The following is a 24,215-nucleotide window of genomic DNA, read 5'->3' as shown; positions in this document are numbered from 1 at the left end:
GGGAGGGATCAGGCTGGCCGGGGGTTTTCGTAGGGGCCGAGGACCAGCCTGGTGACGTCCTCCAGCTGGCGGACGAGGTCGGGGAAGGTGAGGCGGCCGGCGGTCCAGGCGCCGAGGCCGGAGGCGAGAGTGGCGTTGAGGGCGATCATGGCGGGTCGGGCGACGTCGGGTGGCACGTCCTCCATGAGCGCCGTGAGGACGGCGCGGTTGTTGTCGCCGACGCCGGCGAGTTCCTCGCTCGCGAACGGGTCGCTGGAGCCTTCCACATGGGTGACAAGGCGCGCGAAGTTCGGGTGCCGCTGAAAGGCCCGCAGCTCGCGGTGCAGGAACGCGGTGACGCGGGTGCAGACGCCGGCCGGCGGGATGCCACTGTTGCCGCCGCCACGGGACTGGTCGCGGGAGACCTCGGTGCGTACCCGGTCGGTGAGCCGGCGCTGCCAGTCGGCCCAGGCAGCGGCGAGAAGGTGGTCCTTCGAGGAGAAGTAGCGGTAGGCCGTGCCGAGCGCGACCCCGGAGCGCTCGGCGACGTCCCGCATCTGCAACTGGTCCGGCGGCACCTGGTCGATCATCTCGATGACCGCGTCCGTGAGCCGGCGCCGGCGGGCCAGCTGAGCCGGCGTCATCGTGCTGACCGGTTGCGGCAGCGTCTCCTCTTTTGCCACCTTCCCAGGCTACCTGGAAGCGGGTTCCATTTCGTATACCATTTTTGATCTTGTCCTATGCACCCAGTCGTGCCCGATGCGGGCAAGACCAGGGTTGTGGCTGAAACATCGTTCTATCGGAATGGCCGGTGACGCCGGCCCGGCGGTGAATGACGCCGTCCGGCGGCGCCGTGGGACGTCGCCGGCCGGCTGTCGCGGTCAGCCGCGGGGGAGACCGAGGACGCGCTCGGCGATGACGTTGAGCTGGATCTCGATGGTCCCGCCGCCGATCAGGTGCGGCGGAACGCTCAGGTACTGGTGCACCGCCGCGGCGCCCGGGCCGTCGGCGCTGGCCGCGGCCGGGCCGAACCACCGGATCGTGCGCGTCGCGACGTCGGTGTTCAGGAAACTTGCCGCGACCTTCGCGACGCTCGCCTCGGCGCCGGGACGCAGCCCGGACAGTGTGCGCAACGTCCCGCGCAGGCTCATCGCGGACAGCGCGTACGCATGGGCGTACAGCGCGCCGATATCCCGGCGGACGTCGTCGGCCCGCGCGGCGAGCTCGCCCGAGGCGGCCATCGCGGGCATGTCCAGCCGCAGCTCGCGCATCCCGCCCATGGCGACCCGCTCGTTGCCGAGCGTGGTGCGCGCCAGCGCCCAGCCCTTGTCGACCTCGCCCACCAGCCGGTCGTCGGGCACGAGGACGTCGCCCAAGAACACCTCGTTGAACAGGTAGTGACCGTTGGCCTCGCGCAGCGGGCGTACCTCGATGCCGGGCGTCCGCATGTCGAGCAGGAAGTACGAGATGCCCCTGTGCTTGGGTGCGTCCTGGTTGGTCCGGGCGAGCAGGACTCCGTAGTGGGCCCGGTCGGCCATGGAGTTCCAGACCTTCTGGCCGTTGATCCGCCAGCCACCCTCGACCTTCTCCGCCCGGGTCGACAGTGCCGCGAGGTCGGAGCCGGCGCCCGGCTCGCTGAACAGCTGGCACCAGGTGATCTCGCCGCGCAGAGTGGCGGGGATGAGCGTCCGCTTCTGCTCCTCCGTGCCGTGCGCGAGGACCGTCGGCATCGCCCATTCACCGATGACGGTCTTCGGCTGGGCCACGCCGGACCGCTCGTACTCCTGCTGGATGACGATCTGCTCGACGGGGCTGGCCGCGAGGCCGTAGGGGCGTGGGTAGTGCGGCAGCACCAGCCCTTCGTCGGCCAGCCGGCTCTGGCGTTCGCCGTCGGGCAGCGCCGCCACCTCGTTGAGGATCCCGGCGATCCGCGCGCGGAACGCCGGGTCCTCCTCAGGGAGCTCGAGGTCGAAGTCGCGGGTCAGGCCGGAGGAGGCGCGAGAATGCTCCTCCGTCGCGTCTTCGGAGGCCTCAAGGGAGGCAGAGCCGGAGGAGGCGACCAGTTCGCCGAGGCGGTGCTCGAACGCGGCGACCGGGCCGAGCAGGCTCTCCAGCGTCATGGCGCGCCGCCAGTACAGGTGGGTGTCGTGCTCCCACGTGTAGCCGATGCCGCCGAGCAGCGTGACGGTCTCCAGCCCGAGCTCGGTCGCGCCCGCGAGGCACAGGATCGCCGCCTCGGCCGCGGCGAGCGCGAGCTGCTCGTCGCCCTGCTCGACGGCGCGGGCCGCGTCCCAGGCGGCGGCGGTCATCGTCTCGGTTCTCACCAGCATCCGGGCGGCGCGGTGCTTGACGGCCTGGAACGAGCCGACCGGACGGCCGAACTGCTCGCGTACCTTGACGTACTCGACGCCGGTGGTCAGCAGCCACCGGGCGATGCCGACGGCCTCGGCGGCGAACAGCACGGCGGCCAGGGTGCGTACCCGTTCCGTGCTGAGGGCGACGACCTGCTCGGCGCCGACGCCGACGGCGTCGAGGTGCACCCGCGCGACCCCGCGGGTCAGGTCCACCGCGTCGGCGGCCTCGACGCGGACGCCGGGCGTGGCGGCGTCGACGACGAACCACACCTCGCTGCCGGCGGCGGTGCCGCGGGCGGCGCCCGCGGCGCCCGCGCCGTCCTCGGTAACGCGCGCCCCTAGCAGGAGCAGCTCGGCGCCGGCCGCGCCCAGTACCGGGACCGTCGCGCCGGACACGGTATGGCCGCCGTCGGATCTCGGGGTGGCGCGGGGGCCGTCGGCGGTGAGCGCGCTGGCCGCCCGAGTACCGGCGGCCAGCGCGGGCAACGTCCGCTTGCGCACCTCGTCGCTCGCGTTCGCCGCCAGCAGCCCGCTGGTCAGGACCGACGGCAGCAGGTGCCCGGGCAGCAGGCCGCGGGCGGTCTCCTCCAGCGCGACGGCGAGCTCCAGGTACCCGGCGCCGGCGCCGCCGTGCTCCTCGGGCAGGTGCAGTGACGTCAGGCCGAGCTCGACCAGCCCGTCCCAGCCGGGGAACGGGGCGCCGGCTGCGTAGGCGTCGAGATCGGCGCGGATCGCGGTGGACGGGGCGTGGCGGGCGACGAAGCCCCGTATGGACGAGGCGAGCGCCTCATGGTCCTCGGTCAGGCCGATCGACACGACGACTCTCCTCGCAGTCTCAAGCTGGTCCGCCCGGCGCGCTGCGCCCTGGCGTGGGTATCAGGTCCGGCGGCGCGGGCACGGGCGTGGCACCGACCATGGCGGCCACCAGGCCCCACGTGCGGCGCGGCCGGCAGCCGCGCGGTCAGGCGTCGAGCCTGAGGACCTTGCGGGCGTTCTCGTGCAGGAACTTCGGCCAGACGTCATCGCGGAACGGCACGTTCGGCATGTCCGTCATGATCCGTTCGAGCGAGAGACCCATCGGGAAGTAGCCGGCGTAGAGGATCTTGCCGGCGCCGCGGGTGTTGGCGAAGTCGATGATCGCCTTCGGGTAGTGCTTGGGCGCGAACGCGGACGTCGAGTAGTACAGGTTCGGCCACTTGAGCAGCAGCTTCACCGCGAGGTCGGTCCACGGCTCGCAGCCATGCCGGGTGACGAAGACCAGGTCGGGGAAGTCGAACATCACCTGGTCGATCAGCTCGACCCGCTGCGGCTCGAACTTCAGCCGCGGGCCGGGGACGCCGGCGCAGCAGAACACCGCGATCCCCAGCTCCACGCACTTGGCGTAGGCCGGGTACATCTTCTCGTCGTTGATCGCGACCTGCGGGAACACGCCGGACGGGAACGCGCCCACCGCGCGGATGCCGAACTCCTCGTAGTCCCGCACGATCGAGCGGACGGTGCCCATCACGTCGTTCGGGTCGTTGAGGTTGCCGCTCGGCACGAACCGGTCCGGGAACTGCTTCAGCGCCAACCGCGCGGACTCGCCGGCGCAGCCGATCATGCCCTTCTCGATCCCGAACCGGTCCATCTCGCGCAGCGTCACGCTGACCGGGTCGTCCGTGGGCAGGTCGTGCGGGACGTTCTTGAACATGTACTGCGCCGGGAACTCGAACGCCTTGGACTCGGCGTCCTTGAGCTGGCGGCGGATGAAGTCGTACTGCGAGCTGCCCGGCTGCGGGAAACCGATCATCGTGTCGATGATCGGGACTCCGGTCGGAAAGGCCATCGCGCGTCCTCCACCCTGCTCTCGATCAGCTTTCTCGTCGCCCAGTCTGAAATCGGGTTTCACGAGAGTCAAGGTGTTCGGGTCGAAGCACCGCGTCCCTGGTGCTAGCGTCGTCGCTTCTGGTAGAAACGATGTTCTACCTGGTGCTGAGCTCGTGACGTTCAGCGGAAAGCAACCGAGCTGGGTGCGTAGGCGTGCCTCCGCGGAGGCCCCCATGGGCGCGGCGACGTGCTCTCTCCCGTAAGGTCCTGCCCCGGTCTGCGACGTTTGGGCGTTTCGCAACCGTGCTGGCCCGGAGGCGCGCCTCCGCGGAGGCCCGGCCACCGAGCGAAGCGAAGGTGGTTGGGCCGCAGCGGAGGTCGCCGGAGGGCAAGTTCGCGGAGGAGGCGGACCTCCCAGATCGACTCCGCAAGCTCCGTCGATCCGGCAGGGACCCCGCGGCGCGGAGGTCCCTTGGGAGCGAAGCGAGTAAGGGGCCGGAGCGCCGTGCCCGCACGGAGCGAACCAGAAACTCAGTAGGAGCGGGCCACCAGACAGACGAGGTCGTCGGCGTCGTCCGTGCCGTCCGGGAGGGTGCCGTCCGGGTTCTGGATGCAGCGGACGGTGAGGGCCTCGGCGGCCAGGCGCGCCTCGCCGTCCTCGCCGACCAGGCGCCACGGCAGGCGAGCGAAGCCGGTGGCGGCCGCCTCGACGGCCTCGTCCAGGGAGGTGACGTCCGTGGTGCGCGAGTCGCGCAGCGCCAGCGCCTGCTGGTAGAGGCTGTCCTGGACGTCGTCGAGCAGCGCCTGCACCCGGCCGGCCGCCTCCGACAGCGGCACGGTCGACTTCTCGCCGGTGTCGCGGCGAGCCAGGGTGGTATTTCCGGCGGCCAGGTCGCGCGGGCCGATCTCGACCCGGACCGGCACGCCCTTGAGCTCCCAGTCGGTGACCCGCCGGCCGAAGGACAGCCCCGGCCGGGCGTCCAGCGACGCCCGCACCCCGGCCGCCTTGAGCTCGGCCGTGATCTGGGCGGCCGCGGCGACGACCTTCTCGTCGTCGCGGACGGGCAGCACGACCACCTGGGTCGCCGCGAGCCGCGGCGGGATGCGCAGTCCCGCGTCATCGCCATGGGCCATGATCAGGCCGCCGACCATCCGGGTGGACGAGCCCCAGGACGTCGTCCAGGCCAGGTGGCGGGCGCCGTCGGCTCCGAGGTAGTCGATGTCGAAGGCGCGCGCGAAGTTCTGCCCGAGCTCGTGGCTGGTGGCCATCTGCAGCGCCTTGCCGTCGCCCATCATGCCCTCGCAGGTGAGGGTGTTGATCGCGCCGGCGAACCGCTCCTTGCGGGTCTTGCGTCCGACGAAGACCGGCAGCGCCAGGGTCGACACCATGAAGTCCTGGTAGACCTCGAGCGCGATCCGGCGGGCGTAGGCGGCGGCGTCGGCCTGGTCGGCGTGCGCGGTGTGGCCTTCCTGCCAGAGGAACTCGCTCGTGCGCAGGAAGAGGCGCGGGCGCAGCTCCCAGCGGACGACGTTCGCCCACTGGTTGAGCAGCAGCGGCAGGTCGCGGTAGCTCTGCGTCCACTTGGCCATGTACTCGCCGATGACCGTCTCGCTGGTCGGCCGGACGACGACCGGTTCCTCCAGCTCCTTGCCGCCGCCGTGGGTCACGACGGCGAGCTCGGGGCTGAACCCCTCGACGTGCTGGGCCTCCCGACGCAGGTAGCTCTCCGGGATGAACAACGGGAAGTAGGCGTTCACCGCGCCGGCGGCCTTGATCCGGGCGTCGACGTCGGCCTGCATCCGCTCCCAGATCGCGTAGCCGTACGGTCGAATCACCATGGACCCCCGGACCGGGCCGTTGTCGGCTAGCTCGGCCTTGGCGATCACGTCTTGATACCAGCGGGGGAAGTCCTCAGAACGAGGCGTCAGCACGGCCACGCCCCCACGATATTGCCCTGGGTAGCCATTCCGGCGGCTGCCCTCGTCAGCCGCGCAGGCGGCGGGGAGCCGGCACGGTCCCGCCGCCGCCGGCCGGGTCGTCTGGCCGGGTGGTCTGCCCGGGTTGTCTAGCTGGGCCGTCTGGCTGTCGGGGGGTGCCGGTTCCGGTCGTCGTCCCCCGCTCGGGCCTCCGCGGCCGTGGGATCGGCGCCGTGCGGCCAGACGGTGGCGCTGGCGGACGGGCGGGTGGGCTCGCGGAAGACGAGCAGGATCTCCATGCCGGCGTGGTGGCTCATCAGGGCGGTCGCGGGCGGCATGAGGACCATCGCCGCGGTGACTTCGGCGGCGGTCGCTCCGGGGGAGAGCAGCAGCCGGTGCTCGACCACGTTTCCGTTGTCGGTGCTGGTCACCTCTGCGAGCGAGCGGGGCAGCTCGGCGAGATGGCCTGGCTCCGGTGCGGGGTCCACGGCGTCGGAACCACCCTTGTCGCCAGATCCGCCCGGGTTGCCCGGGTTGGTCGCGTCAAAGTCACCGACGTCGATGGCGGTGTCCTCCATGCACTTCCTCCTTCTGTTCCTCTGCCTGCCCGCTGCCCGGCTGGCGCCAGCCGATGGCCGCGATCCGCGTCGTCGAGGCCAGGCGAACGTTCGTTCTGGGCCCCGGCTCCTGTGCCGGGGCGCGAGCGTGGCCGGGCCAGCCGTCACCCATCACCCATGGCTACAGGACGAATGCTGTCAGCAACCGCAGCCTTGCTGAACAGCAATCGGACGGGACGGACGAGGGGTGATGGGTGATGTCCGGACAGATGGGGCGTCGAGTAGCGCTTGACTCATGCTTGGTTTCTTTCCGTAGTTGAACGGCGATCTTCATGTTGGCCCTGTGGGTCGGAGGCGAGAACTACCAGATGGTGGTGGCTGTCGCTCTCGACCGGGAGTGAACAGATGGGGACGTGGAAGGCGCGAGCGCGGACGGCCGGCGTGAGTGTGGTCGTCACGTAGTCCGCCTGCACACCAACTGGTAGAAAACTGTCACGGTTCGTAGCGATTACTGGCGATCTTGGGTGGCTCGGCCCTGGATCAACTCAAACGGGTAGCTGTTCCGGTGTGTGTCCGGTTTGTGTTCGGGTTTGTTCATTTCCGGTTCACTGTGGGCCGCTTCGATGTTCCACCGGTGGTCCGGACGGGACCGCTGGGGGCAGGCGCCTCTGGGCGCCACAGAGAAGGGCTACTCGTGAAGGTAGGCAAGCGTCAGTCCGCCGCCGCCGGCATGGCCGTCGCGGCACTGCTCAGCGTCGCGGCGTGTGGTTCGGACGACAACAGCGACGAGCCGACCACTCCGGCCAGCGGGTCGGCGTCCGCGGGGGCCGCGTCGGCGATCGACTGCGCCACCGGGTCCATCAGCGGTGGCGGCTCGTCCGCGCAGAAGAACGCGATGGACGAGTGGATCAAGGCGTACCAGGACGCCTGCAGCGGCACGACCGTCGCCTACGCGTCGTCCAGCTCGGGTACCGGCCGCCAGTCGTTCATCGACAAGCAGGTCGACTTCGCGGGCTCCGACTCCGCGATCAAGGATGACCAGAAGACCGCCGCCGCGGCCCGTTGCACCGGCGGCGAGGTCGTTGACATCCCGATGGTGGTCGGCCCGATCGCGGTCGTCTACAACGTGTCTGGCGTGAGCGACCTCAAGCTGTCGCCGGGGACCGTCGCCAAGATCTTCTCGGGCGCGATCACCAAGTGGAACGACCCGGCCATCAAGGCTGACAACGGCAGCGCCTCTCTGCCGGACACGACCATCGCGTCGGTGCACCGCTCGGACAGCTCGGGCACCACGGACAACTTCACCAAGTTCCTGGCCGGTGCCGGCGGTTCGGACTGGACCTTCAGCAACGGCTCTGACTGGAAGGCTCCGGGCGGCCAGGGCTCCAAGGGCAGCGACGGCATCGCCTCCACGGTGAAGTCGACCCCGGGCGCGATCGGCTACGTCGAGCTGTCGTACGCCGAGAACTCGGGCCTGTCGACCGCCCAGCTGAAGAACGCGGCCGGCGAGTTCGTCGAGGTGAGCACGGACGGCGCCTCGAAGGGCATCTCCACCGCCACCACCGCCGCGGGCAACGACCTGGTCCTGAAGTTCGACTACACGACCGCGACCCCGGGTGCCTACCCGGCGTACCTGGTCTCGTACGAGATCGTCTGCACCAAGGGCCTCGACGCCACCAAGGCCGCCCTGGTGAAGTCCTTCCTGACCTACACCTCGTCCGAAGCGGGCCAAGCCTCGATCGCCGACCTGGGCTATGCGCCGCTGCCGAGCACGGTGGCCACCAAGGTCCAGGGCGTCGTCGCCACCCTCGGCTGATCTTCGGCCTTGAGGTGACCTCCGTCCGGATGCCCACGACCGCGCCGATGGTCGGTCTTTTACGGGGCTGGGGGGGGGCCCCGGGGGGGGGGGGGGGGGGGGGTTGTTTTGGGGGGGGGGGGGGGGGGGCCCCCCCCCCGCCCGCGGCTCGCCACGTTTGTCGGTCCCAGTCGACGTCTTGGACGCCTCCACGGTCCCGGCGACTCGGCCGGAACAGGCCGGTGAGTCTGAACCCGTGGTGGACGAGGCCCGTGTTTCGGGCGTGACACCGAGAGTCGGAACCAGATGACAAGTCTCGGAACCAGATGATCAGGAGGGGACGATGACCACGGAACCGGCTGCCCAGACGGCCGGCTCGGCGCCGTCCGAGCCAGGGGGGACTGGCGGCGGTGAGTCCCCTCCCAGTACAAGTACCAGTACCGGTCCACGCTCCAAGGCGAAGGTCAGCTTCGCCGACGCGACCTTCAAGAACGTGACGCGCCTCTGCGGCTTCCTGCTGCTGGCGCTCATGGCGGCGATCGCGCTCTTCCTCGTCCTCAAGGCGACGGACGCGCTGGGCGACAACAAGGCGAACTTCTTCACCACCGAGACGTGGTTCCCGAACGAGAGCGGCAACCCGCGGTTCGGCATCGCCGCGCTGCTGTTCGGCACGGTCGTCACGGCCGCGGTCGCGATGATCATCGCGGTGCCGGTGGCCGTCGGGATTGCCCTGTACATCACGAACTACGCGCCCCGCCGGGTCGGTGACGCGCTGGGCTACATCGTCGACCTGCTGGCGGCCGTGCCCAGCGTCATCTACGGCCTGTGGGGCTTGGCGATCCTGGCCCCGCACATGAACGGCACCCAGCTCTGGCTGAGCCAGTACCTTCCCTGGTTCCCGTGGACTCCGCTCGGTGGGGCCATCCTGGGTCTGGCCTTCGGTCTGATCCGCCGCGCCGCGCCCACGGGCAGCAGCTCCGTGGGTACGCCCATCACTCTGGGCGTGGTGCTTGGCGTCGTCGTGTCCCTGATCGCCGGAATCGCCGACGCGCCCGATGACATCGGCATCTTCAGCACCCCGAGCGGGCAGGTCGGCCGGTCGATCTTCGTGGCGGGCATCGTTCTCGCCATCATGGTCCTGCCGATCGTCGCGGCCATCTCGCGAGAGGTCTTCAAGCAGGTCCCGATCGCGCACAAGGAAGCGGCGTTCGCGCTTGGGGCGACCCGCTGGGAGATGATCCGCACCGCCGTGCTGCCCTACGGCAAGCCGGGCGTGATCAGCGCCTCGATGCTGGGCCTCGGCCGGGCGATGGGCGAGACCATCGCGGTCGCGCTGGTCCTGCCCGCGTCGTTCGGTATCTCGGTGCACTTCCTCGAGCCGGCCGGAAACACGATCGCCGCCAACATCGCGAACGGCTTCGGCGACTCCAACGACACCGGCCGCGGCGCGCTGATCGCGTCCGGTCTCGTGCTGTTCATCGTGACCATGCTGGTCAACATCGCCGCGCGGGCCATCATCGCCCGCCGGGCCGAGTTCTCTGGGGCCGCGTCATGAGCACCCTGACAGCGGCGCCCGAGGGCGCCCCCGTCACCGACAAGCTGCGCCTGCACGGCAACAAGTTGCCCGCCTTCGCGCTGCCGGTGATCGCCGTCGTGTCCGTCGGCGTCTCCCTGCTGCTGTACTTCGCCACCCCGATGGACAGCGAGATCCAGATCCTTCTGCTCTCGCTGCTGCTCTTCGCGGCCGGCCAGACGATCGCCTCCAGCCTGATCGAGGGTGGCCGGCGGGCCAGGGACCGGTTCGCGACGACGCTGCTCATCGGGGCCTTCCTGCTCGCGATGGTCCCGCTCGTCGCCGTACTGGTCACCGTGATCAGCAAGGGTGCCGCTCGCTTCGACTACGACTTCTTCACCCACTCGATGCGGGGCGTCAGCGCCCGTGACCACGGCGGTGGCGCCTACGCCGCGATCATCGGCACCCTGGAGCAGATCGCCCTCGCGAGCCTCATCGCGGTGCCGTTCGGCGTGCTGGTCTCCATCTACCTGGTCGAGTACGGCCGCGGCCGGATCAGCCGGACGATCAGCTTCTTCGTCGACGTGCTGACCGGCCTGCCGTCGATCATCGCCGGTCTGTTCATCTACGCCTTCTACCTGATCGTCCTGGGTGCTCCGCAGACCGGGTTCGCCGGCTCGCTGGCGTTGATCATTCTGATGATCCCGACGGTGGTCCGCTCCTCCGAGGAGATGCTCAAGCTGGTCCCGAACGAGCTGCGCGAGGCCAGCTTCGCGCTCGGGGTCGAGCGGTGGCGCACGATCCTGAAGGTTGTCATCCCGACGGCGCTGCCAGGCATTGTGACGGGCGTCATGTTGGCCATCGCCCGAGTGGCGGGTGAGACTGCGCCGCTGCTGCTTACGATCTTCGGAAACGACTCCATCAACAACGACCCCTTCTCGGGTCACCAGTCAGCGCTTCCGCTGTACATCTTCACCGAGGCCCAGAAGCCGCAGAGCTGGGCCGTTGACCGCGCCTGGTCGGCCGCGCTCACTCTGATCATCATTGTCATGCTGCTGAACCTGATCGCGCGCTTCATCGCGCGCCGGACCAAGGTCTGACCGGCTCGATGAGCAACGTCTCCGCAAACCGAATCACGAGCTCCGAGGTCGGCCAAGCCGACCTGGGAGGGACCCCGTTCGCGTCGACCGAGCCTCGACGGCTCAGGTAGCAGAGGTAGCAATGGCCACCCGAATCGACATCCAGGGGCTGAACGTCTTCTACGGCAAGTTCAAGGCCGTAGCGGGCGTGAACCTCGCCATCGAGCCGAAGAACGTCACCGCGTTCATCGGCCCCTCCGGCTGCGGCAAGTCCACCGTGCTGCGCACGCTGAACCGGATGCACGAGGTCATCCCGGGCGCGAGCGTCGAGGGCAAGGTCCTGCTGGACGGCGAGGACCTGTACGGGGCCGGGGTCGACCCGGTGAACGTGCGCCGCCAGGTCGGCATGGTCTTCCAGCGCCCGAACCCGTTCCCGACGATGTCCATCTACGAGAACGTCGTCGCCGGGCTGAAGCTCAACGGCACCCGCAAGAAGTCGCTGCTCGACACGCGGGTCGAGGAGTCGCTGCGCGGCGCCAACCTGTGGGAAGAGGTCAAGGACCGTCTCGGCCGGCCGGGTGCCGGCCTTTCCGGTGGCCAGCAGCAGCGGCTCTGCATCGCCCGCGCGATCGCGGTCGAGCCGCAGGTGCTGCTCATGGACGAGCCGTGCTCCGCGCTCGACCCGATCTCGACGCTGGCGATCGAGGACCTCATCGCGAAACTGAAGAGCAGCTACACGATCGTGATCGTCACCCACAACATGCAGCAGGCCTCCCGGGTGAGCGACGCGACCGCGTTCTTCTCGCTCGAGGCGACCGGCCAGCCCGGCAAGCTCATCGAGTACGACAAGACCACCAAGATCTTCACCAGCCCGACCGAGAAGCGGACCGAGGACTACATCTCCGGGCGGTTCGGCTGAGCATGCCCGCCGCGCCGGAGCCGGCCGACACGCGCCGGCCGGCGGCCACGGCGGCGAGTGCCCCCGCGGTGGCGGGGGCACTCGCCCCCGCCACCCCGCCGGGCCAATCGGTGCGGTTTACCGGCGCGGGTCATGTGACCCCGGCCGGGACGGCCGCGTCGCCCGGCCAGGCCGCTGGGCTGGTGCTCATCGCCGACGCCGACCCGGACGACGAGCTTGTCGCCGCCTTCGATGCCAGGGGCTTCAAGGTCCGGGTGGTCAGCGACGGGGCGCTAGCCCTCCTCGAGGCGGGCCGGCTTGGCCCGGACACGGTACTGGTGAGCGCCACGCTGCCGGTTCTCGACGGCATCGGCGTGGTCCGCGCACTGCGGGCGATGCGCGGCCGGGGCGAGATGACGATCCTGCTCGGGCTCGGTCCGGACGACCGCGCGCAGGCCGCGGCCGGGCTGGAAGCCGGCGCGAGCGCCTGCGTGGCCAAGCCGTACCTGGTAAGCGAGGTTCTGGCGCTGGCCGGCCCGCCGGCGGACGCGATCACGCCGGCCGCCGGCACGGTCCTGGCCGACGGCATGCACGCCGCCGGCCTGGGCGTCGCCAGCTGGGTCGGCGGCCGCGCGGGAGCCGGCCATGCTGGCGAGGTCGACCCGGAGGTGTTCCGGGTCGGCACGGTGACCCTCGACATCGGCGCGCACCAGGTGCGGGTCGACGGTGTGCCGGTGGCGGTGCCGCCTCGGGAGTTCCGGCTCCTGCGGGTGCTGCTTGAGCGCGCCGGCCGCGTGGTGCCGCGTGAGAGCCTGCTGGAGCTCGTCTGGGGTACCTCCCAGATGGACTCGAACACCCTCGCCGTCCACGTCCGCCGCCTGCGCCGTCGCCTCGGCGACACCGCCGAGACCCCCTGGTCGATCGAGAGCGTCCGCGGCGTCGGCTACCGCTACCGCCTGCCCTGACGATCCGTCCTCGTCTGCCCAGGAACGTCCGCCGAGAACTGTCAGACCGCCGCGATAGAAGTAGCGGGCAGACGGGACGAGTCGTCGGGCCGGCGGAGGTCGATGCGCGGTGGGTGCTGACAGTGCGAAGGGGCGCGACACGCGCCGGCGCGGTGTGGGGCGGGTGGTGCCGCCCGTCGGGCCACGGGCGCTGGCGAAGGTGCCTTTCGTGGAGCTGGCCGACGGCCGGCTGCGGGGAGTCGTGTCGAGCGGCTCGGACATCGAGCGGGTGTACGTCTCGTCGATCGTCGCGGGGACGCACGAGTACAGCTGCGGCACGAACAACAACCGTCCCTGCGGTGGGCTGACCGGCACCGGGCTGTGCAACCACCTGCGCGCGCTGGTCGACGCCGCGGTGCTCCAGTACGGCGGCGGGCGGGTGGCGCGGTACCTGCGCGTCGACGGAGCCGAGGACGCCATGTCCGCCGACGACGTCGTGTCGCGCATGCGGGGCCAGCGCGCGCGGCTCGAGGCGGCCTCCGTGTTCAGCGGCTTCCTGCGCCACCTCGGCTACCTGGAGCTGCCGGACGTCGCCCTGCCCGTCCCTGAGCTGGACTGGTTCCCGGCCGGACGGGCGGTCCTGTAGATGCTCGCCACGCAGCTCGACGCGCTCGCCGGCGCGGCCTCCGCCGGGGTCGCGGAGGCGTTCGCCCTGGTCGACGGTTTCGACGACGCCCTGGTGGAAGGCCTCGGGCGGCTCGACGCGGTCCGCGGTGACGCGCTCACCGCCCTGGCGGGCGCGGTGGCGGCGACGCCGATGGGTCCGGCCGTCCGCGACGCCGCCGAGAAGGTCCTGGCGGGCTCGGTCACCGATGAGGCGCTGGTCACGCTCGCCGGCGCGCGGGCCGCGGTGCTGGGCGCCGCGCACGACGCCGTGCTCGCCGGCTTCGACGGAGCTCTGGGCCGGGCCAGGCTGGACTGGGATCCGGCGGGGGAACCCGCCGCGGCGCCCCGGCCGCCGGGCCGCGAACCGGCGCTCGCCGGATGCCGCTCCTGGCTGCGCGAGCTGGCTGTCACCGGCTGGCGTGGTGTCGACGAGGACGTTGTCTCGTCGTCGGCCCAGGCGCGCCAGGCCGTGCTGGCCGAGCCGGGGCTGCGCCGGCTGGCGGTGCTGCTCGACGGGCTGGCCGCGGAGCTGCGCGCGTCCGGCCAGGCCGGGACGGCCTCCGGCCCGCCGGTCCGGCGCTGGGCCGATCTGTGGGCGCGCGCGCAGCTGCTGGCGTGGCGTGGCGACTGGTCACCGCCGGCCGGGCCAGCCGGCGGCCAGGGCGCGGGCCTGGTGTCCGGGCGGCTCCTGCCGCTGGGCGTGGAGGTGGCCGAGCATGACACCGCCGCGCGGGTCCAGGTGCACGCCGTCCTGGAACCTGCCGCGGAAGGCGGCGTGGACGGGCGGCCCCGGCTCGTGCGCACCGGTGTGACCGTCGCGAAGGTCGACACCCTGGTAGGGCCGGCGCTGTGGCGGCTGTTCGCGGACTACCCGGTGCTGCTGGGCGCACTCGCCGAGCATCGGGCGCTGGAGATCGCGGACATGGTGTCGCTGGGCAGCGGCGACCTGGTCTGGCGGGAGGACGCCGCCCGTCTCGGTGACTCCGCCGACCCGTTCGTCACCGCCCGGGTGCGGCTGGCGGAGGCGGTCGCGCCGGCGCCCGCGCCGCTCGACCGGCATCCGGTCCGGATCGCCGAGCCGGTTCTGGTCGAGGGGTACACGACCGCGTCGGACGAGGCCACCCAGACGCTGACGTTCGACCTGGCCGGGACGGCGCTGGTCGTCGAGGCCGACCCGACCGTGGACCCGGCGTCGAGCCTCGGCCCGCTGACGCCGGCCCTGCTGGCCGCCTCGTCGGCCTGCCTGGGGCTGCTGCGCTGGGACGACGGCCGGTGGTGGCTTCGGCCGCTGGCGGCTCAGGCCGTCGTCAAGAGGAAGCCGGTGACGGCGCACGCCGGCGACTGGGCGCTCGGCGCCACCGATCCGAAGATCGCGAAGGCACGGGCCAAGAACGGTGACGCCGTCGCCGTGCTGCGCGAGCGGGCCGGACGGTTGCTGCGCCGATGAACCCCGTCCCGAACATGACAGCCCAGGCCGAGGCCGAGGAAGCGGCCGCCGCGGCGCGCGAGAACCGTCGCCAGGTCCTGTACTGGCGGTTGCTGGCCCGGATCTTCGCCCCGGACGAGCAGCCGGCGTTGGAGTCGGCCAGCCTGGCCGTCGTCGAGGATCTCGGTCTGCCGGCGGCGCTGCTCGACCCGACCGTGTCCGTCGACACCATCGTCCAGCGTTTCCCCGCGCTCGCCGGACAGATCCAGGGCCTGCTAGAACGCCAGGGCACGACTGGCGATGAGCAGGGACCGCCGGGCAGCGGTGAGCCACACGCGGCCGACGCCGACGCTGACGCCGGCCCCAGTGCCGAGCCGCCTGGTGCCGACGCGGCGCCCGGACGCGGTGCCGTCGGTGGGGCCACCGTCGAGACCGGAGCGATCGTCGGCGAGGCGGAGGTGCGCAGCGCCGCGGTGATGTCGAAGCTGCTGCTGGGCGTGTTCGCGACCGGGTCGGGCGGCGTCACGGCCGCCCGGCTCGCCGGCTGGCAGAGCGATGCCGGCTGGCTCAGGCAGGCGCTCGGCGGACCGGGCGCCGGCGACGCGGCGGCCGGGCTGGGCGGCGTGCTCGGCGACATCGAGGCCGACCTCGTGCGCCGGATGCACCTGCGCGAGGTGCTGGCGAACAACGCCCTCGCCAGCCAGCTCACGCCGAGCATGTCCCTGATCGAGCAGCTGCTGCGTGACAAGAGCAACCTGTCGGGTGTCGCGCTGGCCAACGCGAAGTCCCTGATCCGCCGGTTCGTCGACGAGGTCGCCGAGGTGCTGCGCACCCAGGTGGAGAAGGCCAGCGTCGGGACGATCGACCGTTCGGTGCCGCCGAAGCGGGTGTACCGCAACCTGGACCTGAACCGCACGATCTGGCGGAACCTGACCAACTGGAACCCCGAGGACCAGCGCCTCTACGTCGACCGGCTGTACTACCGGCAGACCGCCCGGCGCACGACGCCCGCGCGGATGATCGTCGTGGTCGACCAGTCCGGGTCGATGGTCGACGCGATGGTGAACTGCACCATCCTGGCATCGATTTTCGCCGGCCTGCCCAAGGTCGACGTCCACCTGATCGCGTACGACACCCGCGCGCTCGACCTCACGCCCTGGGTGCACGACCCGTTCGAGGTCCTGCTGCGCACCAGCCTCGGGGGTGGCAACGACGGTCCGGTCGCGATGGCCATGGCCCGCCCCAAGATCGCCGATCCGCGGAACACGGTCATGGTGTGGATCTCGGACTTCTACGAGTTCGACCGGTCCCAGCCGTTGTTCGACGGCATCGAGGCGGTCCACCGGTCGGGCGTGCGGTTCATCCCGGTCGGTTCGGTGAACAGTTCCGGCCGCCAGAGCGTGAACCCCTGGTTCCGCGACCGGTTCAAGGACCTGGGCACGCCGGTGATCTCGGGTCATGTCCGCAAGCTCGTCGTCGAGCTGAAGAGCTTCCTCGCCTGAGACTGGCGCGTGACGGACGCTCCGCGCCCGCCACCGCGCCAGCCGTCGGGCGCGGAGCGCCCTCCCGCCTGTTCCGGCCCGACGCAGATGACGGTGGCCCGACCGGCCCCAGGTCGGCGAGGTGGTTGCGTCGGCATGGCGCTGATGCGCCGTCACCACCGGTGGCCGGGTCGCGCGAATGGCTCACCAGCTCAACGTCACATTCACATCATCCTGTATCCGAAGGCCGACACCTGTGGAGATCCGCGAATGACCGCCGAGATGCTGCGCGCCCCCGCCGAGGTCAAGTACGCCGACGAGCTGGACTGGCTGGAGTCCGTCGACGACGGGCCGAAGCCGTTCTCCTGGCGGCTCAGCCCGCGGATGGTCCGGCTGTTCATCCTCGGCTCCCAGCGCTCCGACGGCTCTGCCTCTTTCAGGGCCTCCGGAGGTGCGAGGGAGAAGCATCTTCGCACCTCCTTTGGCCTGGACCGCGGCGTCGACCAGAAGTGGTTCGGCGAGGCGAGCCTGGTCGAGCGCGCCATCGTGACGCTCGCGTCCGACCGTGGCCTGCTGCTGATCGGGGATCCGGGGACCGGCAAGAGCTGGCTCGCCGAGCTGCTCGCCGCGGCGATCAGCCGTGACTCGACGCTGGTCGTGCAGGGCACCGCCGGCACCACCGAGGACCACATCAAGTACTCGTGGAACGTCTCGATGGTGATCGCGCAGGGGCAGTCCAGGAAGTCGATGATCCCCTCGCCGATCATGACCGCCATGGAGCGCGGCATGATCGGTCGGTTCGAGGAGCTCACGCGGTCGACCAGTGACGTCCAGGACGCCCTGATCTCGATCCTGTCGGAGAAGTACGTCTCGATTCCCGAGCTCGACAGCGACAACACCGTGTTCGCCCAGCCCGGATTCTCGATCATCGCGACGGCGAACAGCCGCGACCGGGGTGTCAACGACCTCTCCTCGGCGCTCAAACGCCGGTTCAACTTCGTCCGGATCCCGGTGGTGACGAACAAGCGCAGCGAGGCCGACATCGTCCGGTTCCGCACCGCCGAGCTGCTGCGCCGCCACCAGATCGAGCTGGACGTCCCGCCCACGCTGCTCGACATCCTGCTGCAGAGCTTCGCCGACCTGCGGGCGACCGCGGCCTCGGCGACCAGCGACGACGAGAAGCTCGAATCGGCCCTCTCCACCGCCGAGCAGATCGGTGTGCTCGAGGACGCGATCCTGCACAGCCAGTTCTTCGGGGAGAGGGTGCTGGGCGCCGGCGCCCTCGCGGGCTCGCTGGTCGGCTCGCTCGCCCGCCGCAGCCCCGAGGATCTCGCCATCCTCAACAAGTACTGGCACGGTGTCGTCGAGCCGCGCAGCAAGAAGGACGGCGGGCTGTGGCCGGACTTCCTCGAGGGCGGCCGTCAGGCGATCGCGACTCTGTCGTGAGCCCGGCGCGCGTGAACGACGGACCGGCGAGCGGCCTCGACGCGGATCGCGCCCATGGGCCTACCAAGGTCACGACCGGCTCCAACGGCTCCACCGGAACCGACGGCCCGTTCGGCGTCCTTCGGGAAAGGCTCATCGACGCGGCGGCGGCGTTCGCGGCGGATTCCACAGCCCTCGCCGAGATCATGGCCGGCCTGGTGGATGACGTCGGCTGGGCGCTGCGCGAACCGCTCGAGATCTTCCCCGTCTGCCACCATTCGCCGGCGTCGGCGCTGGCGATGGCCGGCCGGTTGCGGGAGAAGCGGCCGAAGGTCATCTACCTGGAGCTGTGCGAGGATTTGCGGCCCCTGTTGGCTGAGCTGCGCAACTGCCGGCTGCCGGTGGCGCTGCAGGCGTTCGCCCATGACCTGGCCGGCTTCCCCGCCGGCTCGGGCCCGCTGAGCATCGTCGCGCCGATCACCGAGGCCTCCGCCGAGTACCAGGCCATCGCCTATGCGCTCGAGACGCCGGACGTCGAGCTGGTGCTCGTCGACTGGTCGGCCGACCACCTCTTCCAGTGGGAGGAACGCGTGTCGGCCGAGGCACCGGCCAGCTCGAGCCCGGCGCCGCGGGACGCGCCGGGCGGGGGCGCCGGCGACCCCGACCCCGATCATGGCGACGAGGCGGCCCTGCACGGCGACGCGGTCGGCATCGAGATCGGCGACCTGCGCCCTCGGTTCGCCGAGCTGGAGGAGTTCCTGCTGCGGCACGGCCGGGTCCGGCACTGGTCGGAATGGTGGGACCAGTACGTCGAGCAGCCCCTGGCGGCCGCCGACCACGACACCTACCGGCAGGCGATGACGCTCATCGGCAGCCTGTTCCGCCGGATGACGCCCGCGGACGACGGCCGCCGGCTGGCGCGGGACGAGGAACGCGAGCGCCACATGTGGACCCGGATCCGGGAGCACCTGGCCCGGTCCGGCGCCGACCGGTCGGAGTGTCTCTACGTCTGCGGCGCATTTCACGCCGTCAGCCGCGTCCCCGAGTTCGGCACGCTCGCGGATCCGCCCCGGTCGGAGCCGGCCGGCGAGCCGTCTGGCCACGAGATCTACGAGATCGGCCCGGTGACGGCGACCCGTTGGATGTACGGGCTCATCCCGTCCAGCCACTCGGCCATCGAGGCCCAGTTCGGGCTTGCCGGCGGATCGGTGTCGATCGCGCGGGCCACCTGGGCGAAGGCGTTGACCCGCTCGGGCATCGCCCCGTTCCACCTCACCGGCGGGCGTGGCGCGGGCCGCCCAGCACGGCCCGCGAAGGCGGGCAGGACGGGTAGGACCGGGCTGGGCGGCCAGGCCGGCGCTGAAGGCCGACACGGGCCGGGCGCCGCGGCCGAGCCCTTGGCGGGCTTCCTCGAACGGCCGCCGGCGCTCGACGGGCTGGACGAGGCCGAACTGCTCGGCTGGTCCGTGGACATCGTCAGGCTGGCCCGCCGGAACGGTTACCTCGCCAGCACCGCCGACGCGATCGCGGTGTTCGAGACCTCGATCCTGCTCGCCGGCCTGCGCAACCGAGCTCGCCCCACGCCGTACGACTTCCAGGACGCGGCGATCACCTGCATCGAGAAGGACGGCGTTCCCGGCCGCCGTGACGTGCGCCGGCTGTGCGAGATCCTGCTCGGCGGGGACCGGATCGGCCAGGTCGGCTATGACGCGCTCCCGCCGCTCGCCCAGGACGTCTACAACCGGCTTGCCCCGCTGGGGCTCGACCTGGACAAGCGCACCGTGCAACGGGCGCTGCTCGACCTCGCGGCCGCCCCCGAGCTGGCCGAGTGCTCGCACCTGCTATGGATGTTGCGTTATCTGCTGCCCGACGGGGCGATCCGCCCCATTCTCGGTGTGTGGCGGCTTGGCGAGCGTTCCCCCCAGGAGAGCTGGGACCTGGTGATCGGCCGGCACCAGCGGGCGCTGATCGAGCTGGGCTACGAGGCGGTCACCATCGAGCAGGCGGTGGAGCAGCGGCTGCGGCGCGCCGCCTGGGCGCCGACGGCCACCGCGGCGGTCGCGCTCGCCGCCGTCGAGGACGCGATCGTCTATCTCGACAGCCGCCGCCTCGCCGAGGAGCTGGGGGCCCGCGCCGTCGAGCTGCTGACCGCCGAACGGACGGTCGACGACGCACCGGAGGTGCTACGCCGCATCCGCCGGCTGCTGGACCACTACCGGGTCAACGAGCCGAGCCTGCCGGCCTGGAGTGAGCAGTTCGTCAAGGGCGGGTACGCGCACTACTGCACGCTGCTGCCGACCGCATTCACCGCCGAGGACGTCGGTGTCCGCCAGGTGGCCTCCATGCTCGGCTTCCTGCTGACCTTGGAAAACCTCGCGCTCGCCCTCGGCTGTGATCGTGCGCAGCTGGAGCTGGCCGTGCGCCAGTCCCATCCCGAGGAGCCCGGCCGGGTCGCGCTGCTGTGGTCCGCCCAGACCCGGCTCGGTCAGCTGTCCATGGCCGAGCTGCGAACGCGGTGCGACGACCTGCTCGCCAACCCGCTCACCGTCCCGGCGTTCCCGCGCTACCTGGCGGGTCTTGTGCAGGCTCTGGAGCCGGTGCCGACGCTCACCCCGTTCGCCGTCGAGATGATCTCCAAGGCGTTCGCGCGGCTGCCCGACCCAGTCCTGCTTCCGTGGCTGCCGACACTGGTCACGACGCTGCGCGACCAGGCCGGCGAGCTGGTGCCGACGCTCGTGCGCGAGGCGGGCCGCACCTTTCCCGGGAGCCTGGCGGACCTGGACATATGGGTCGCGCCCTGGTCAGGCCGACCGGCCTCCACCATGCCTCCGGTGGACCCAGCCGCGCCTCCGGTGGGCCCAGCCGCGGCCGGGCGTACCGGTCCGGGCGGAGCGCGGGTGGGAATGGCCGGCTCGACGAGCACGGCCGACTCCGCGGCGAAGGACGCGGTGGCGGCGCTGCTTGCCGGCTATCCGGCCGGCACACAGGCCGTGGCGGCGCTGCTCGGGTTCGCCGAGGAGTGGGCCGGACCGCGGACTTCCCGGACCGGCGACCTGGTTCCTGCCGGATCAGCGGAGTCCGGTCAGTGGCCGAACTGGTCTGATTCGCGCGGTTCCGGGGTCGTACGGCTGCTCGCGGACCACCCGGCGACCGCCGACGCGGTCCACAACCTGATCGCGCCGCCGGTCAGCGCGCCACTGGTCAGACCGACAGACTTGCGGTGACGTCGCCGGGAAGCGCGTACCTGCCGGGCCCGACGGCGACGGCGAGGCCGTCGTCGAGGAGGCCCCGTAGGGCGCGGTCTCGCTGGACCGGCTCGTCCCAGACGGCGTCGAGCAGGGCCGCGTCGACCGGGCCGTCCGCGTCGCGCAGCACGGCGAGCAGCCGGCCGCGCACCTGGCGGTCGGTGCCGGCGTAGCCCTGCGGGCGACGGGCCGGGCCGTCGGACGGCGGGCTGCCGGCCAGTAGCCACGCGCATCGCTCCCGGACCGGGCAGCCGGCGCAGCGCGGCGCCCGGGCCACGCAGACCAGCGCGCCGAGCTCCATGAACGCGGCGCTGGCCCGGGCCGCGGTCTCCGGGTCGGCCGGCAGCAGGTTCTCGACCGTGGCCAGGTCACGGCGGCTGACCGCCGCGGGACCCTCCGCCGCGCCCTCGACCGCGCGGGCGACGAGGCGCCGGACATTGACATCGACGACGGCGTGGCGTTGCCGGAATGCGAACGCGGCGACCGCGCGGGCGGTGTAGGTGCCGATACCGGGAAGCGCTAGCAGATCGTCGAGGCGGTCCGGGATGGCGCCGCCGTGCCGCTCGACGATGGCGGCCGCCGCCTGGTGCAGGCGCAGCGCCCGGCGCGGGTAGCCGAGGCGGCCCCACATCCGGACCGCCTCACCGGCCGGCTCCGCCGCGAGCGCGGCCGGGCCGGGCCAGCGCGCCAGCCACGCCTCCCAGACGGGCAGCACCCGGTTCACGGGCGTCTGTTGCAGCATCACCTCGCTGACGAGTACCCCCCAGGGCCCCGCCTCCGGCCGCCGCCACGGCAGATCCCGCGCCACCAGCCCGTACCACTCGAGCACATCGTCCGCGAACGGCCGCTCATCGACTGCCCAGCTAGCTACCGCGCCCGCCGTATCCTGGTTTCCGTCCATCACCGCCATCGTGCCAGCCGCCGGGCCAGGCCCGTCCAACCGGGCAGGCACCCGCCTCTCGTCGCTGGACCGGTCCACTGGACCGGATCCGGGCATGGCGAAGCGGGCCGCCTCAACAACTGTCAGCAGTCGAGACGGCCCGCTTCGTCTGACCCGGAGGGTCAGCGAGCTGGGTCGGGCGTGATCAACCGGCGAGGACCTCGTCGAGCATGGCCTCGGCCTTGTCCTCGTTGGTGCCCTCCGCAAGGGCGAGCTCACTGACGAGGATCTGCCGAGCCTTGCTGAGCATCCGCTTTTCGCCGGCCGACAGGCCGCGCTCGCGGTCACGGCGCCACAGGTCGCGGACGACCTCGGCGACCTTGTTGACGTCGCCCGAGGCCAACTTCTCGAGGTTGGCCTTGTACCGGCGCGACCAGTTGGTCGGCTCCTCGGTGTGCGGTGCGCGCAGCACCTCGAAGACGCGCTCGAGGCCGTCCTGGCCGACTACATCGCGTACGCCAACCATGCCGATGTTGTCGGCCGGTACGCGTACGGTCAGGTCACCCTGAGCCACCTTGAGCACGAGATAGAGTTTCTCTTCACCTTTGATGACGCGCGTTTCAATCGCATCGATGAGAGCAGCCCCGTGATGCGGGTAAACGACGGTCTCGCCGACTTGGAAAGCCATGTGTCACGTGCCCCTTCCGCCTCTACTAGCGTAACACGCACGCATCGCTGCAGGTCAGACGCATGCTGGGTCCCGTGCGGCTGGCAGGGGCGCCGTGGTCGGGCGCAGCGGAGCGTTCTGGCCACGCTCCGCCCACCACGAACACCGCCCGTCGCCGGCTTGCGCCGCTTCGGTCAAGCCGTCCAGCTGGTCTGACCGAACTGTCCGACCTGGCGTCCGACCTGCTGAAACGCTCGCCACACTCGCGCGTCCATGAGCCGGTCAAGTCCAGATCCGAAGGTCGGGGGGCGGCTGACTCACGAACACACCGCGTCGCCTCGAGTCGAAGGCCGCGGCATGGGCAGCTCAGTTCCGCCACCGCGAACCGCACCGGTGCTCGGCGCGTCATATTCCGTCGCCTCGCGTGGAGGCGGGCGTGCCTGCCTGGCGCCGACAAAACGGTGGCGCGGTGTAGCGGACTGGTTGGCAATCGCGAGATTCCGACTGGCGTCGACACCCGCCCTGATCCGCCGACACCCGCCTCGATCCACCGAGGCGGCGCGGGACCGGTGGGCGCGCGCACTCGGCCGCGGTCCGGGACACGGCCACGCCGGGGAGGCAGCGGTCACACCGCGCCGGGGCTCGCGGCCCGCGCGAGGCACGTGCGCATACCAGGTGGCTAGTCTTAGCGCCGAGCAGCCAAAGGCGCCCCCTCGCGGCCGTCCCCGTGCCCGTATCGTCGTCCGGCTGCGCTACTGGACCAGCGCGGGCGCCCTGTTCGGGGTGCCGCGCCCGCACGACAGGAGTCACCGAGCCGTGAGCCGCCGTCCGGGGGCGCGCAGCGCAGCCATCTCGCGCCGTCCCGCCGTCTCGTCCGCCCAGCCCACCTCGCGCGCCGCGGGCGTCGCCCCGGCCCGCTCGCTGCGCCGCGGAGCGGCGGCGCTGGCCGCCGCCGCGCTGCTGTGCACGCCGGCGCTGGCGGCCTGCGCCAGTGGCACGGATGCGATGACGGGCCTGGCGCGCACGACGACGAACACCGCCAACGGCGCCGTCGGCACCATCGACCTGCGCAACGTCTACGTCGCCGGCCCGGCCAAGTCCGGTGAGGACGCTCAGGTCATCTCGGCCCTGTTCAACGGCGGCGGCGAGGCTGACGAACTGGTCGGCGTCTCGTCGCCCGACGCCGCCGGGGGCAGCCCCGGCAGCCCGGCGACGCTGCCCCCGGCCGGAGGGCAGATCTACATCGCCAACGGCTCCGCGCCGAGCCTCACCGGCCTGAAGAAGGACCTGCCGGTGGGCTCCGCGACGAAGGTGACCTTCACGTTCGCCAAGGCCGGCTCCGTCACCCTGGACGTGCCCGTCGAGGAGCCGCTGCCCGGCGCGTCCGGCACGCCCACGGCCACACCGTCCGCGTCCGCGACGCCCACCGCGACCCCGACGACGGTGACGACCGAGTCGCCGACCGCGGGCTCGACCGCCTCGCCGACGGCCGGCTCCACCGCCACGCCGACCGTGGGGACCAGCGCCACTTCCACCGCCGGCTGACGCCGCACCGTCGTCCACCGGTCCTGTCCGAGTCACAT

18 protein-coding genes are annotated in these 24,215 nt (G+C 71.6%); 11 read left to right on the top strand and 7 right to left on the bottom strand.

The genetic code is table 11. From position 1 onward, the window contains the following. Nucleotides 1–8 precede the first annotated feature (8 nt). From QOZ89_RS19375 to QOZ89_RS19355, 5 genes are all read right to left on the bottom strand, one after another. Nucleotides 9–662, bottom strand: a complete 654-nt coding sequence (locus QOZ89_RS19375) for a TetR family transcriptional regulator (RefSeq protein WP_083419517.1) — start codon at nt 660–662, stop codon at nt 9–11. A 198-nt stretch (nt 663–860) separates the two neighbouring features. Beyond that, nucleotides 861–3,149: an acyl-CoA dehydrogenase family protein gene (locus QOZ89_RS19370; protein WP_071052151.1), complete on the bottom strand. Its 2,289-nt coding sequence runs from the start codon at nt 3,147–3,149 to the stop codon at nt 861–863. A 145-nt stretch (nt 3,150–3,294) separates the two neighbouring features. Further along, on the bottom strand, nt 3,295–4,158 hold the full coding sequence (locus QOZ89_RS19365; RefSeq protein ID WP_312624411.1) for an amidohydrolase family protein: 864 nt from the start codon (nt 4,156–4,158) through the stop codon (nt 3,295–3,297). A 512-nt stretch (nt 4,159–4,670) separates the two neighbouring features. Continuing rightward, complete coding sequence (gene proS / locus QOZ89_RS19360) at nt 4,671–6,077, bottom strand: proline--tRNA ligase (RefSeq protein WP_071052149.1); 1,407 nt, start codon at nt 6,075–6,077, stop codon at nt 4,671–4,673. A gap of 128 nt (nt 6,078–6,205) precedes the next feature. Next, nucleotides 6,206–6,634: a hypothetical protein gene (locus QOZ89_RS19355; protein WP_071052148.1), complete on the bottom strand. Its 429-nt coding sequence runs from the start codon at nt 6,632–6,634 to the stop codon at nt 6,206–6,208. 673 nt (nt 6,635–7,307) lie between these two features. On the opposite strand from QOZ89_RS19355, the gene pstS reads away from it, so the two are divergent. From pstS to QOZ89_RS19305, 10 genes are all read left to right on the top strand, one after another. Then, entirely contained in the window at nt 7,308–8,429 is a 1,122-nt protein-coding gene (gene pstS / locus QOZ89_RS19350) for a phosphate ABC transporter substrate-binding protein PstS (RefSeq protein WP_071052147.1), read from the top strand. Nucleotides 8,430–8,751: 322 nt separating this feature from the next. Then, a complete protein-coding gene (locus QOZ89_RS19345; RefSeq protein WP_071052146.1) occupies nt 8,752–9,963 on the top strand; it encodes a PstC family ABC transporter permease in 1,212 nt (403 codons plus the stop codon). Then, nucleotides 9,960–11,021: a phosphate ABC transporter permease PstA gene (pstA, locus tag QOZ89_RS19340; protein WP_071052145.1), complete on the top strand. Its 1,062-nt coding sequence runs from the start codon at nt 9,960–9,962 to the stop codon at nt 11,019–11,021. Before QOZ89_RS19345 ends, pstA begins: the two co-directional genes overlap by 4 nt. A 121-nt stretch (nt 11,022–11,142) precedes the next feature. Continuing rightward, nucleotides 11,143–11,919 (top strand): phosphate ABC transporter ATP-binding protein PstB, encoded by a 777-nt coding sequence (gene pstB / locus QOZ89_RS19335; RefSeq protein WP_071052144.1) that lies wholly within the window; start codon nt 11,143–11,145, stop codon nt 11,917–11,919. A 2-nt stretch (nt 11,920–11,921) separates the two neighbouring features. Beyond that, entirely contained in the window at nt 11,922–12,863 is a 942-nt protein-coding gene (locus tag QOZ89_RS19330; protein WP_312624410.1) for a response regulator transcription factor, read from the top strand. Nucleotides 12,864–13,071: 208 nt separating this feature from the next. After that, a complete protein-coding gene (locus QOZ89_RS19325) occupies nt 13,072–13,488 on the top strand; it encodes a hypothetical protein (protein ID WP_241842161.1) in 417 nt (138 codons plus the stop codon). Beyond that, nucleotides 13,489–14,955 carry a hypothetical protein gene (locus QOZ89_RS19320; protein WP_312624409.1) on the top strand — a complete coding sequence of 489 codons (1,467 nt, stop codon included), beginning with the start codon at nt 13,489–13,491 and terminating at the stop codon, nt 14,953–14,955. Next, nucleotides 14,952–16,436 (top strand): VWA domain-containing protein, encoded by a 1,485-nt coding sequence (locus QOZ89_RS19315; protein WP_312624408.1) that lies wholly within the window; start codon nt 14,952–14,954, stop codon nt 16,434–16,436. The genes QOZ89_RS19320 and QOZ89_RS19315 overlap by 4 nt, the downstream gene beginning before the upstream one ends. Nucleotides 16,437–16,685: 249 nt before the next feature. Further along, a complete protein-coding gene (locus QOZ89_RS19310; RefSeq protein ID WP_071052141.1) occupies nt 16,686–17,861 on the top strand; it encodes an ATP-binding protein in 1,176 nt (391 codons plus the stop codon). Between the two features lie 11 nt (nt 17,862–17,872). Then, a complete protein-coding gene (locus QOZ89_RS19305; protein WP_312624407.1) occupies nt 17,873–21,064 on the top strand; it encodes a hypothetical protein in 3,192 nt (1,063 codons plus the stop codon). Here QOZ89_RS19305 and QOZ89_RS19300 read toward each other — a convergent pair. Both QOZ89_RS19300 and QOZ89_RS19295 read right to left on the bottom strand, forming a co-directional pair. Then, nucleotides 21,042–21,995, bottom strand: a complete 954-nt coding sequence (locus QOZ89_RS19300; protein WP_071052226.1) for an HhH-GPD family protein — start codon at nt 21,993–21,995, stop codon at nt 21,042–21,044. The two genes, QOZ89_RS19305 and QOZ89_RS19300, sit on opposite strands and share 23 nt — an antisense overlap. A 175-nt stretch (nt 21,996–22,170) precedes the next feature. Beyond that, on the bottom strand, nt 22,171–22,653 hold the full coding sequence (locus tag QOZ89_RS19295) for a CarD family transcriptional regulator (protein WP_007512332.1): 483 nt from the start codon (nt 22,651–22,653) through the stop codon (nt 22,171–22,173). A gap of 795 nt (nt 22,654–23,448) precedes the next feature. Between QOZ89_RS19295 and QOZ89_RS19290 the strand changes: the two genes are divergently transcribed. After that, the gene (locus QOZ89_RS19290) at nt 23,449–24,177 is read left to right on the top strand and encodes a copper chaperone PCu(A)C domain-containing protein (protein ID WP_071052140.1); all 729 of its coding nucleotides are present in this window, start codon (nt 23,449–23,451) and stop codon (nt 24,175–24,177) included. Nucleotides 24,178–24,215: the final 38 nt, after the last annotated feature.

Source organism: Pseudofrankia coriaricola (genome assembly GCF_032027725.1).
Classification (GTDB): Bacteria; Actinomycetota; Actinomycetes; order Frankiales; family Frankiaceae; genus Pseudofrankia.
Note: the sequence above shows the minus strand (reverse complement) of the source record. Positions and strands in the feature narration are given on the sequence as shown.

Coding starts and splice junctions, on each gene's coding strand:
- QOZ89_RS19365 (WP_312624411.1), bottom strand. CDS start 4,158: ATGGCCTTTCCGACCGGAGTCCCGATCATCGACACGATGATCGGTTTC.
- QOZ89_RS19355 (WP_071052148.1), bottom strand. CDS start 6,634: ATGGAGGACACCGCCATCGACGTCGGTGACTTTGACGCGACCAACCCG.
- QOZ89_RS19345 (WP_071052146.1), top strand. CDS start 8,752: ATGACCACGGAACCGGCTGCCCAGACGGCCGGCTCGGCGCCGTCCGAG.
- pstA (WP_071052145.1), top strand. CDS start 9,960: ATGAGCACCCTGACAGCGGCGCCCGAGGGCGCCCCCGTCACCGACAAG.
- pstB (WP_071052144.1), top strand. CDS start 11,143: ATGGCCACCCGAATCGACATCCAGGGGCTGAACGTCTTCTACGGCAAG.
- QOZ89_RS19330 (WP_312624410.1), top strand. CDS start 11,922: ATGCCCGCCGCGCCGGAGCCGGCCGACACGCGCCGGCCGGCGGCCACG.
- QOZ89_RS19320 (WP_312624409.1), top strand. CDS start 13,489: ATGCTCGCCACGCAGCTCGACGCGCTCGCCGGCGCGGCCTCCGCCGGG.
- QOZ89_RS19315 (WP_312624408.1), top strand. CDS start 14,952: ATGAACCCCGTCCCGAACATGACAGCCCAGGCCGAGGCCGAGGAAGCG.
- QOZ89_RS19310 (WP_071052141.1), top strand. CDS start 16,686: ATGACCGCCGAGATGCTGCGCGCCCCCGCCGAGGTCAAGTACGCCGAC.
- QOZ89_RS19300 (WP_071052226.1), bottom strand. CDS start 21,995: ATGGCGGTGATGGACGGAAACCAGGATACGGCGGGCGCGGTAGCTAGC.
- QOZ89_RS19295 (WP_007512332.1), bottom strand. CDS start 22,653: ATGGCTTTCCAAGTCGGCGAGACCGTCGTTTACCCGCATCACGGGGCT.